Origin of the sequence: Luteimonas sp. 22616 (genome assembly GCF_052044325.1) — a bacterium.
In the GTDB taxonomy this organism is placed as follows: domain Bacteria; phylum Pseudomonadota; class Gammaproteobacteria; order Xanthomonadales; family Xanthomonadaceae; genus Luteimonas.
Map to the genome: position 1 here is coordinate 661,137 of NZ_JBQEMW010000002.1, position 10,733 is coordinate 671,869.

Sequence of the window (10,733 nt, forward strand, 5' to 3'; positions counted from 1 at the left end):
CGGCGTTGCTTAGGTGTTGTAGTTTACCAACACACCAAATCACACAGGCCGGGAGACCGCCATGACCACCCAGCATTCCCATTCAACTTCGTCCTTCCCGCGCACCTTCCCGCGCGCTCCGGTCGCCCCCGCCAAGCCGGTCGTGGCCAATGCGTACCGCCAGTACCCGGCACGCGACTTCGGCGTCGGCTACGGCAACAGCAGCGGCTATGCCAGCGGCAAGCGCTACGTGAAGGACTGGGGCAACGCGCGCTTCCAGTGCGGTTGACCGCCGCGACCGGCGGCGCGGGGCATCGTCGCCGGCTTCAGCTTTGTTGACGCATGCGCGTGCGGCGCCCTAGTCTTCGCAGTCTTTCCTGCCGCCCTCCGGACCCGCCATGTCGATCTCATTGACCATCGATCTCAGCGATCGCGACCTCGAGCATTTCCAAAAGGCGATGCAGGCATCGCGCAAGACCGCCGAGGGCAAGACGCCCGAAGAGGTCGTGGCCGCGGCGGGCACGCTGCTGGCCGATGCGCAGAAGGTGCATATCCCGGATTTCGTCCGCGAGCGGCTGCTGCAGCTCGACGACATGATCGCCATGGTCCGCGACCAGGGCTGGCACATGGAAGACGAGGACCGCCAGCGGGTGATGTCGGCGCTGGTCTACTTCGTCGATCCGAAGGACGTGATTCCGGACAGCGTCGAGGTGCTCGGCTTCCTCGACGACGCGATCATGATCGAGCTGTGCGTGCGCGAGCTGCGCCACGAGCTCGACGCGTACGACGACTTCTGCGAGTTCCGCGCCCACGAGGCGACCAAGCGCGGCGTCGAGCCATCCAGCGTCGGCCAGGCCGACTGGCTGGAAAGCCGCCGCGAGGAACTGGTCGACCGCATGCACACGCGCCGCCAGCGCGACGTCGGCATCGGCTACGGCAGCAGCAGCGGCTACGGCGCACGGCGCACCTACACCCGCGCCTGGCGTCCCGGGATGTTCACCTTCAAGTGAGCCGCCGCAGTCCCGCGCCGGTCGTGCCGGCGTGATCTTCCGCAAGGCCACCAGCCTCGAAGCCCTCAACGCCTCCTCGCGCAACACCGCGATGGAGGCGCTGGGCATCGTGTTCACCGAAATCGGCGACGACTTCGTGCGCGGCACGATGCCGGTCGATGCGCGCACCCACCAGCCCTACGGCCTGCTGCATGGCGGCGCCTCGGTACTGCTGGCCGAAACGCTCGGCAGCAGCGCCGGCAACCTGTGCGTGGCCGACGACGCGATGTGCGTGGGCATCGAGATCAACGCCAACCACCTGGCCGGCGTGCGCGAGGGCACCGTCACCGGTACCGCGCGGCCGCTGCACGTGGGCCGCAGCACCCAGGTGTGGGAAATCCGCATCGAGGACGACCGCGGCCGCCTGGCCTGCGTGTCGCGCCTGACCCTGGCGGTGGTGCCGCGGCGCGGCTGAAGCCGAGAAGCTCTTGTAGGAGCGGCTTCAGCCGCGAGCTCTTGCCTTGACCCCTCTCCTTTGTCTTCGCGGGGAGGAGTCCAGAGTGCGCGGCTGAAGCCGCTCCCACGGGAGCCTCCGCTTGCATGGCCGACAGCGGGAGCGGCAGCCTTGCGGCGGGTTTCGATTCCGCGCCCGGCATGCATCCGGTATCGTGCGCGGATGACTTCGCAGCCTTCCCCCGTCCTTCCCGGAACACCGGTGTCGGAAGGAAACCTCGTGCGCGCGTGGCGCTATCTGTACCGGGTGCCGTTCCTGGTGTGGCACATCCTGGTCGACCTGCCGGTGGTGCTGCTGCTGATGATGCCGCCGTGGGGTGCGAGCGAGTTCGGCGGTTCGCGCCTGGATCATCGCGCGGTGCGCGCCTGGTCGTCCGGATTGCTGCGCGTGTTCGGCTTCCGCCTGGTCCGCATCGGCACGCCGGTGCCGCAGGCGACGCTGTTCGTCGCCAACCACGTCAGCTGGGTCGACATCGTCACCCTGCACAGTCAGCGGATGATGGGCTTCGTCGCCAAGCGCGAGATCGCGAGCTGGCCGCTGGTGGGCTGGCTGGCGGCGCGCGGCGAAACGATCTTCCACCAGCGCGGCAGCACCGAATCGCTCGGCGGCGTGCTCCAGGTCATGCTGGCGCGGCTGCGCTCCGGGCATTCGGTGGGCGTGTTCCCGGAAGGGCGCACCCGCGACGGCACTGAAGTCGGCCCGTTCCACGCCCGCATCTTCCTGGCCGCGGTCGAGGCCGGCGCCCCGGTGCAGCCGGTGGCGCTGCGCTACGGCGCCGACGCCAGCGCGCAGACGGTGGTCGCGTTCCGGCCGAAGGAAAGCTTCCTCGGCAACTTCCTGCGCCTGATCGGGGAGCCGGCGCGGGTGGTGGAAGTGGTGTTCCTGCCGCCGATCGTGCCCGGCGACACCGAAGGCCGCCGGCGCATCGCCGAACTCGCGCGCGCGCGCATCGTCACGGCCATGCAGGGCGGGAAGCCGGGCGAGCCCGACGAACCAGGCCAATCGCGCGAGCCCGGGCGCCGGGCATAGCAGGCGATGTCCGACCTCCCGGAAACCACCGGCCAGGCGCCCGATGTGCCGGACGCGGGGCAACTCACGGCGGAATCCCGGCTTGCCGCCTCTGATTACCGGCCCCCGCTGTGGCTGCGCAATCGCCATGTGCAATCGATCCTCGCCGGCAGCCCGCTGCGGCGGATGCGCGGTGCGCACGGGTTGGCGCGGATCGGCGCGGTCAGCACCGGGCACATGATCGACGGCGGCGACGGCGTACGCCTGCATGGGCTGCACACCACGCTGCCCGGGATGCGGCCGCGCGGGCTCGCCCTGCTGCTGCACGGCTGGGAAGGCAGCACCGAGTCGAGCTACATGCGCATGACCGCGGTGCAGCTGCTGCTGCGCGGCTTCGAGGTGTTCCGCCTCAACTTCCGCGACCACGGCGACACCCACCACCTCAACGAGGCGCTGTTCCACTCCAACCGCATCGACGAAGTGGTGCACGCGGCCTGCGACATCGCGCGCCGCTTCCTGCCCGCAGGCGGGCCGGCGCGGCCGATGGTGGCGGCCGGGCATTCGCTGGGCGGCAACTTCGTGCTGCGCCTGGCGCTGCGCGCGCCGTCGGCCGGGCTGCAGCTGGCGCGCGTGGCCTCGGTCTGCCCGGTGCTGGACCCGGCGCGGACGATGTTGCAGATGGAACGCGGCACGCCGATGTACATGCGCTATTTCGAGAAGAAGTGGCGCGACTCGCTGCAGCGCAAGCGCCGGCTGTTCCCCGAGCGCCACAACTTCGACGACGCGACGCTGAAGCTGCACATGCGCGAGCTGACGCAGTGGCTGGTGCAGCGGCACACCGACTTCGGCACCCTCGACAACTACTTCGACGGTTACTCGATCGCCGGTGACCGGCTGGCGCCGCTGGCGGTGCCGACCGACATCCTGATGGCGGCCGACGACCCGGTGATCCCGATCGAGGATTTCCACGCCCTGGTGCTGCCGGCGCGGGCGCGGCTGGAAATCTCGCAGTGGGGCGGGCACTGCGGCTTCCTCGAGAACGTGCGCCTGGACGGCTTCGCCGAGCGCTGGGTGGCCGAACGGCTGGCCGCCGCCGCCGCGGACTGAGGCGCCGCCGCGGGCGACCGCTAGAATGGCCGGATTCCGGGCGCCGCCCGCCGACCACCTTTCCCATGCAAGCAGACATCCTCGACGCGCTTCGGCGCGGGGCGAATGAAGACGCCCTGTCGCTGGCCCGCGCCGCGACCACCGCCCACCCCGAAGACCCGCAGGCGCACCGCGCGCTGGCCATGGCGCTGCGCGCCAGCGGCGACGGCGATGCCGCCCTGGCGAGCATCGACCGCGCGATCGCGCTGGCGCCGGACGATGCGGACCTGCATTTCCACCGGGCCGGCTACCTGCTCCACGGCAGCCAGCTCGAAGCGGCGCAGGCGGCGCTGTCGCAGACCGTGCAGCTCGACCCCAACCAGTTCGGCGCCTATGTCATGCAGGCGCAGATGGCACTGATGCGCGGCGACCTCGACGAGGCCGAACGATTGGCGCGGCTTGCCGCCCGCGTAGCGCCGGAGCATCCGTGGACGCGCCTGCTCCAGGGCAGCATCGCACTCGAGCGCGACGACGCCGACACCGCGCTGGTGCTGCTCTCGCAAGCGATGCAGGAAGCGCCCGACGACGCCCAGATCCGCTATGCGCTCGGTTTCGCCTATTTGAAGAAGGGCCACCTGGCGTTCGCCGAACAGGCCTTCCGCAGCGCGCTGGAAAAGATGCCGTCGGCGCGCGGGCTGCGCGCGCTGCTGGCGGAACTGCTGCGCCGCCAGGGCCGACCAGACGAGGCTGCCGACGAACTGGCGCCGCTGCTCGGCCGCGACGACGCCACGCCGGGGCTGCACCGTTTTGCCGGCGAGCTGGAACTGACCGCCGGCCGTCACGAGCGCGCGCTGCCGCTGCTGCGCCGCGCGCTAGCCGAACAACCTGACGACCCGCGCACGCTCGAAGCGCTGTACGAGGCGCTGCGCCGCAACGGCGACCGCGACCAGGCTCGCAACGTGTTCGACGCCGCGCTGGCGACGTCGCCGCAGGCGGAGGCACTGTGGCAGGCGCGGCTGGCGGTGGAGGACGCAGCCGACCCGCTGGCGCTGGACGTCGCCACGCGCTGGCTGGCACAGATGCCCGAATCGCTGCCGGCGCTGGAGGCGAACATGGCGCTGCTGGGCATGCGCCGCGACGCCGAGGGCGCCGAGGCCATCGCGCAGCGCATCGTCGCGCGCGTGCCCGGGCACCGGCTGGCGCAGATGCGCATCGCCGACCGGATGGTGGCGCGCGACCCCGATGCCGGCTTCGCCCATATCGAATCGTTGCTGGCGCAGACACAGGACCCCGAGGTGCGCTACGAGCTGCGCAACTGGCTTGGACATGTGCAGCACCGTGTCGGCCGGGTCGACGCCGCGGTCGCGACCTGGCTCGGGTTGCATGTCGAGGCCACTTCGCGCCGCCTGCCGTTGCCCGAGCCGACGGTGGCGGACGCCGCGCTGCCGCCGCTGGTCGCGCCGGCCGCCGACGCACCGCCGGTGGCCTTCCTGGCCGGCGCGCCGGGGTCGGGCGTCGAGCGCCTGGCCGCGATCCTGGCCGGAACGATGCCTGCGTTCCGCGGCGACCGCTTCATCCCGCAGCGCACGCCGCAGGACCTGCTGCAGAGTTTCAACCTGCCCGCGCGACTGGCCGGCGGCGAGCTCGAAGCCGCCGCCGTCGTGGCGGACTGGCGCGAGCATCTGCCCACGCGCGGCGTGGCCAACGGCGAGGTGATCGACTGGCTGCTGTGGTGGGACAACGCGCTGCTGCCGATGCTGCTGACCCAGCTGCCGCAGGCTCATGTGCTGCTCGCGCTGCGCGATCCGCGCGACATGCTGCTCGACTGGCTCGCCTTCGACGCGCCGCTGCGGCTGCAGGTCCAGTCGCCGCTGCAGATGGCGCAGTGGCTGGCGCGTCACCTCGAGCATGTCGCGGTGCTGCACGAGCGTTCGCCGCTGGTTTATGCGCTGGTGAAGCTCGACGAGATCCACGATGACGGCCCCGCCATGGCTGCCGCACTGGGCGCCGCGTTGCGCGCCAACATCGCACCGCCGCCGGACGGCATCTTCGGCCCGCCGCATTTTGCTGCGGGCCGCTGGCGCGAGTTCGCTGGCGTGCTGGCCGAACCCTTCGCCCTGCTGGCGCCGGTGGCGCAACGGCTGGGCTATCCGGAAGCCTGATCCCAAGGGGTGCAAAAAAGCAGGTTCGTCATTCCGGGCGAGGATCCTGCTTCCAGCCAGGACGGCCACGACAAGAGCGGATTCCTCGCCATGCTCGGAATGACATCACGGTTGGATGCTTGAAGAGGACATGCCATGCAAGCGCACGCCATGCAGATCCACAGCAGCAGTTTCGAACCCCGCGGCCCGATCCCGGCGGAATTCGCGCTCGGCGCGGCGGCCGGCTTTGGTGGCAACCGCAACCCGCAGCTGGCCTGGGACGAGGTGCCGGCGGGCACGCATTCGTTCGCGCTGCTGTGCATCGACGCCGACGCACCTACCGACCCGTCGCTGGCCGGCCGGGACGACATGGAAATCCCGGTCACGCACCCGCGCGGCGAGTTCGTCCACTGGGTGATGGTGGACATCCCCGCCGACGTGCGCGAAATCCCGGCGGGCAACTGCAGCGACGGCGTCGACAAGGGCGGCAAGCGCACGCCGCCCGGCCCGGCCGGCGCCCGCCAGGGCCTGAATGACTACACCGGCTGGTTCGCCGGCAGCGACGACATGCGCGGCGACTACCTCGGCTACGACGGCCCGTACCCGCCGCCCAACGACCTGCGCCTGCACCGCTACTTCTTCCGCCTGTTCGCGCTCGACGTGGAGACGCTCGCACTGCCGGAGCGCTTCGCCGCAGGCGATGTGTTCCGCGCCATGCACGGCCACGTGCTGGCCGAGGCCTCGGTGCATGGCACGTACGCGCTGCATCCTGCCGTCGCTGCCGCCGTGGCTTGAGCATGGAAGGCCGGGCGTGTCGGGTGATGCGCGACCGGCGATGAATCGCCGCGCGGTGCGCCGCTGCGTTGTCATCCCGGGCGCAGCGAGGGATCCTGCTTCAGTGCCGCCAGAGCGGCATCCGGCGCTGCGCTCGGGAGACCGTTCGGGAAGCGGCTCGCGCGTCATTCTCTACGCGCCGTCCGTCACCCGCATCCATACCCGCATGGTCGGCGAACGGAGCGGATGCGCACTGTCACCGCACCAGTTCCGACTCCACCACCATGTCGAGCACGTACGCGATCGACGAGGCATCGGCCGGTACCGGATCGGGCTTGTTGAACTTCTTCAGCCGCAGCACCTTGCGCTCGCCTTCGCGGAACTCGAAACCCTCGATATCGCCGTAGAACGCCTGCCACTCGCCGGGCGGCTGCTTGACGCCGCCGGCGTCGTAGCGGATCTCGCGGACCTGCAGGCACTGGTAGTCCGGGATCAGCGGGTGGCTGCAGGCGATGCGCTGCGGCGCGACTTCCATGAACACGGTTTCGCCGGGGCTGCCATAACGGGTTTGTGCGGTCGCCTCGCCGATCCATGTCGTGCTGCTGCCGTCGGCGGCGACCAGCCGCAGCCGCGGTGGCGCACTTTCCTCGATGCGCCACTGCAGCGGCCGTGCCAGCAGCGCGGCGACGGCCGTGTCGGCGTCCATCAGTGGCGCATCGCACGCCATCTGCGTGGACATCAGCGAGCCGATTTCCAGCGCTCCGCCGTCGACGGTGTGGTAGCTGCCACCCTGGCCGTTGCAGCCGCCGGAGACCGACACGCGGCCGTCGGCGAAATCCAGCGTCAGCGCGCGGCCGGCATCGGGGAACAATGCGTCGATGCGTGCGCCGCCGGCATCGGTGGCCGATTCCAGGCGCCAGCGATAGCCGTCGAGCGCCTTGGCATCGGTCGCTGCCGGTGCGTCGGCTGCGGCAGCCGGGCCGGCGGCCGGGGTCGGCGTCGCTGATTCGGGCGCCGGGGCATTCTGCGTGCATGCGGCCAGGGCCAGCAGCAGCGGAAACAGCATCGTGTTGTTCATGTCGATCGATCTCCTTGCGGGTGCGTGCAAACGCGCGGGCGCTCGGGATGGGGTCGACGCTCAGCCGACGGACGCGGTGGCCGCCGGCAACAGCAGCAATAGCGCCACGCCCAGGACCACCCGGTAGACCGCGAAGACGGTGAAGCGGTTCGACTGGATGTAGCGCAGCAGCCATTTCACCGAGATGAAGGCGGTGATCGCCGAGGCGACGAAGGCGACCGCCAATGCGGTCCAGTCCTCGTGCGCGGCCTGGCCGCTGTAGACGACGTCGGCCAGCTCATAGGCGGTGGCGGCAAACATCGTCGGGATGCCGACCAGGAACGCGAATTCGGTGGCCGCGACCCGGCTGGTGGTGCCGAACAACAGGGCGACGAAGATCGTCGCCGCCGAGCGCGAGGTACCCGGAAACACGCCCGCGACCACCTGCGCGATGCCGACCAGGATCGCCACGGTCCAGCTGATCGTGCTGCGCTCGCCCAGTGCCTGCGCGCGCTTGGCGGCGAAGTGTTCGGCGACCGCCATCCACACGCCGCCGAGGATCAGCGCCCAGGCGATCGGTTCCACGCGGTCGGGCAGTTCGAAGCCCAGCTTCTTGACGATCACGCCGAGCACGCAGGTCACGCCGAACGCGACGCCGAGCTTGAACGCGTAGTCGCGCGCCTGCGACGGACGGAGCGCGATGCCGGCTGGATCATGCTCCGATGGCGCGCCGCGGCCGACGAAGCCCATCGCCAGGTCCCACAGCCGCTGTCGGTAGATCAGCGCGATGGCGAGGATCGCGCCGGCCTGGATGGCGATGTTGAACAGGTCGCTGCGGTGGCCCAGCCAATGCTGCGCGATCAGCAGGTGCCCGGTGCTGGAGATCGGCAGGAACTCGGTGATGCCTTCGATGATGCCCAGCAACAGGGCGGCGAGCAGGTCGGTCACGGGGTGCGAAGTGTTGTGGTGGGCGGAGCGTCACAGGATACGGGAGAACATCGGTGGTCCCCGTGCCGGGGCAGAGCGCTTCCGGGATTCCGGGTGTCGCGTGGTTGCCGGCCTTCGGGTGCGTCGATACTTGCCTTCCGTGCTCACGAGCGTTGGATGCAGTGACGGCGCGATCTTGCTTGTGCAAGACAACATGGCGCATCGAGCCCTTCTCCCGCCTGCGGGAGAAGGTGCCCGGAGGGCGGATGAGGGCGCGAGCGTAGCGAGCTGCTTTTGGCGTCTACTTCAAAAGCGTTTCGCGCCGTGACGGCGCGAGCCACCTTTTCTTTGCTTGTGCAAAGAAACCTGGCGCAAAGAAAGCACACCCCGCCTGCGCGCCCGATGCTGCGGATCGGGTTCGCGGAGCCGGTGGGAACTACCGAGAGGGCATCCTGCCCTCGCGGAAAACGCCGCACATCTCATGTGCGGCGCCCCTGCGGGGTTTGGCCCGCCGTCTCCGCCGCTTCGGAGGGGCCCCGGAGAGCAAGGCAGCGACCATTCGGCTCGAATCGCACTAACTTGGTGCGTTAAGTTATACGTTTGCCTTGATTTGGTGCGAATGTTTGGAGAGTGATTCAGAAATTCGTTTAAATTCAATTAGTTACCTTGAACGCCTGGTTGGCATGACGCTTGCATCGTTCAAGCGCATCCACTCAACGCCGGGTCCGCCATGTCCATCGAGAACATCGAAAAACTCATCACCGACCACAGGGTCGAATTCGTCGACCTGCGCTTCACCGACATGCGCGGCGTGCAGCACCACGTCACGTTCCCGAAATCGATCATCGAGCCGGGCCTGTTCGAGGACGGCAAGATGTTCGACGGCTCGTCGATCAGCGGCTGGCGCGGTATCCACCAGTCCGACATGGTGCTGCTGCCCGATCCGGACACCGCGTTCCTCGACCCGTTCACCGCCGACCCCACGCTGGTGCTCACCTGCGACGTGCTCGACCCGACCACGATGCAGGCCTACACCCGCGACCCGCGCGGCATCGCCCGGCGCGCCGAAGCGTTCCTCAAGTCCAGCGGCATCGCCGAACAGGCGTTCTTCGGCCCAGAGCCCGAGTTCTTCATCTTCGACTCGGTGCGCTACGCCAACGAGATGGGCCACACCTTCTTCCACATCGACTCGGAAGAGGCGCACTGGAACTCCGGGCGCGAGTACGCCGGCGGCAACACCGGCTATCGCCCCGGCATCAAGGGCGGCTACTTCCCGGTCGCGCCGCTCGACTCGCTGCACGACATCCGCGCCGAGATGTGCAAGACGCTCGAAGCCGTCGGCATCGAGGTCGAGGTGCACCACCACGAAGTCGCCAACGCCGGCCAGTGCGAGATCGGCACCAAGTTCAACTCGCTGGTGAAGAAGGCCGACGAGCTGCTGACCACCAAGTACGTCATCAAGAACGTCGCCCACCGCAACGGCAAGACCGCGACGTTCATGCCCAAGCCGATCGTCGGCGACAACGGCAGCGGCATGCATGTGCACCAGTCGCTGGCCAAGGGCGGCGTCAACCTGTTCTCCGGCGACGGCTACGGCGGCCTGTCGCAGATGGCGCTGTGGTACATCGGCGGCATCTTCAAGCACGCGCGTGCGATCAACGCGTTCGCCAACTCGACGACGAACTCCTACAAGCGGCTGGTGCCGGGCTTCGAGGCGCCGGTGATGCTTGCGTACTCGGCGTCGAACCGTTCCGCCTCCTGCCGCATTCCGTACGTGGCCAATCCCAAGGCGCGCCGCATCGAAGTGCGCTTCCCGGACCCGATGAATTCCGGCTACCTGATCTTCACCGCGCTGATGATGGCCGGCCTGGACGGTATCAAGCACCAGATCGACCCGGGCGGCCCCAGCGACAAGGACCTGTACGACCTGCCGCCGGAAGAAGAGAAGGGCATCCCGACCGTGTGCCACTCGCTCGACCAGGCGCTGGAAGCATTGGATGCCGACCGCGAGTTCCTCAAGGCCGGCGGGGTGATGACCGACGACTTCATCGATGCCTACATCGGCCTGAAGATGAAGGAAGTCACCGCCTTCCGCGCCGCGACGCATCCGCTCGAGTATCAGATGTACTACGCGATCTGAGGGCAGGAGCGGGAACGGGGGAAGTCGGAAACGGGGAACGGGGAACGAGAGATGCGTTTCGCCGTTTCCGATTGCGAGACGGCGAACCCTTGTGGGAGCGGCTGAAGTCGCTCCCACC

At 69.0% G+C, this 10,733-nt stretch carries 10 protein-coding genes; 8 read left to right on the top strand and 2 right to left on the bottom strand.

Annotated elements, in window-relative coordinates; all coding sequences use genetic code 11:
- Positions 1-61: 61 nt before the first annotated feature.
- From ACTJIL_RS15365 to ACTJIL_RS15395, 7 genes are all read left to right on the top strand, one after another.
- Positions 62-268, top strand: a complete 207-nt coding sequence (locus ACTJIL_RS15365; protein WP_440756481.1) for a hypothetical protein — start codon at positions 62-64, stop codon at positions 266-268.
- Between the two features lie 109 nt (positions 269-377).
- Positions 378-989 carry a YkvA family protein gene (locus ACTJIL_RS15370; RefSeq protein WP_440756482.1) on the top strand — a complete coding sequence of 204 codons (612 nt, stop codon included), beginning with the start codon at positions 378-380 and terminating at the stop codon, positions 987-989.
- 91 nt (positions 990-1,080) lie between these two features.
- Entirely contained in the window at positions 1,081-1,443 is a 363-nt protein-coding gene (locus tag ACTJIL_RS15375; RefSeq protein WP_440756642.1) for a hotdog fold thioesterase, read from the top strand.
- 201 nt (positions 1,444-1,644) lie between these two features.
- On the top strand, positions 1,645-2,511 hold the full coding sequence (locus ACTJIL_RS15380) for a lysophospholipid acyltransferase family protein (RefSeq protein ID WP_440756483.1): 867 nt from the start codon (positions 1,645-1,647) through the stop codon (positions 2,509-2,511).
- Between the two features lie 6 nt (positions 2,512-2,517).
- Entirely contained in the window at positions 2,518-3,597 is a 1,080-nt protein-coding gene (locus tag ACTJIL_RS15385) for a YheT family hydrolase (protein WP_440756484.1), read from the top strand.
- Between the two features lie 65 nt (positions 3,598-3,662).
- The gene (locus ACTJIL_RS15390; RefSeq protein WP_440756485.1) at positions 3,663-5,738 is read left to right on the top strand and encodes a tetratricopeptide repeat protein; all 2,076 of its coding nucleotides are present in this window, start codon (positions 3,663-3,665) and stop codon (positions 5,736-5,738) included.
- 150 nt (positions 5,739-5,888) lie between these two features.
- Positions 5,889-6,512 carry a YbhB/YbcL family Raf kinase inhibitor-like protein gene (locus ACTJIL_RS15395; RefSeq protein ID WP_440756643.1) on the top strand — a complete coding sequence of 208 codons (624 nt, stop codon included), beginning with the start codon at positions 5,889-5,891 and terminating at the stop codon, positions 6,510-6,512.
- A gap of 235 nt (positions 6,513-6,747) precedes the next feature.
- On the opposite strand, the gene ACTJIL_RS15400 is transcribed toward ACTJIL_RS15395, so the two are convergent.
- A complete protein-coding gene (locus tag ACTJIL_RS15400; protein ID WP_440756486.1) occupies positions 6,748-7,569 on the bottom strand; it encodes a DUF4377 domain-containing protein in 822 nt (273 codons plus the stop codon).
- Positions 7,570-7,629: 60 nt separating this feature from the next.
- Positions 7,630-8,496 carry an undecaprenyl-diphosphate phosphatase gene (locus tag ACTJIL_RS15405; protein ID WP_440756487.1) on the bottom strand — a complete coding sequence of 289 codons (867 nt, stop codon included), beginning with the start codon at positions 8,494-8,496 and terminating at the stop codon, positions 7,630-7,632.
- A gap of 709 nt (positions 8,497-9,205) precedes the next feature.
- Here ACTJIL_RS15405 and glnA point away from each other — a divergent pair.
- A complete protein-coding gene (gene glnA / locus ACTJIL_RS15410; protein ID WP_440756488.1) occupies positions 9,206-10,615 on the top strand; it encodes a type I glutamate--ammonia ligase in 1,410 nt (469 codons plus the stop codon).
- Positions 10,616-10,733: the final 118 nt, after the last annotated feature.

Excerpts from the sequence above, each read along its gene's own strand:
- ACTJIL_RS15365 (WP_440756481.1), top strand. The coding sequence starts at position 62 with ATGACCACCCAGCATTCCCATTCAACTTCGTCCTTCCCGCGCACCTTC.
- ACTJIL_RS15370 (WP_440756482.1), top strand. The coding sequence starts at position 378 with ATGTCGATCTCATTGACCATCGATCTCAGCGATCGCGACCTCGAGCAT.
- ACTJIL_RS15375 (WP_440756642.1), top strand. The coding sequence starts at position 1,081 with ATGGAGGCGCTGGGCATCGTGTTCACCGAAATCGGCGACGACTTCGTG.
- ACTJIL_RS15380 (WP_440756483.1), top strand. The coding sequence starts at position 1,645 with ATGACTTCGCAGCCTTCCCCCGTCCTTCCCGGAACACCGGTGTCGGAA.
- ACTJIL_RS15385 (WP_440756484.1), top strand. The coding sequence starts at position 2,518 with ATGTCCGACCTCCCGGAAACCACCGGCCAGGCGCCCGATGTGCCGGAC.
- ACTJIL_RS15390 (WP_440756485.1), top strand. The coding sequence starts at position 3,663 with ATGCAAGCAGACATCCTCGACGCGCTTCGGCGCGGGGCGAATGAAGAC.
- ACTJIL_RS15395 (WP_440756643.1), top strand. The coding sequence starts at position 5,889 with ATGCAGATCCACAGCAGCAGTTTCGAACCCCGCGGCCCGATCCCGGCG.
- ACTJIL_RS15400 (WP_440756486.1), bottom strand. The coding sequence starts at position 7,569 with ATGAACAACACGATGCTGTTTCCGCTGCTGCTGGCCCTGGCCGCATGC.
- glnA (WP_440756488.1), top strand. The coding sequence starts at position 9,206 with ATGTCCATCGAGAACATCGAAAAACTCATCACCGACCACAGGGTCGAA.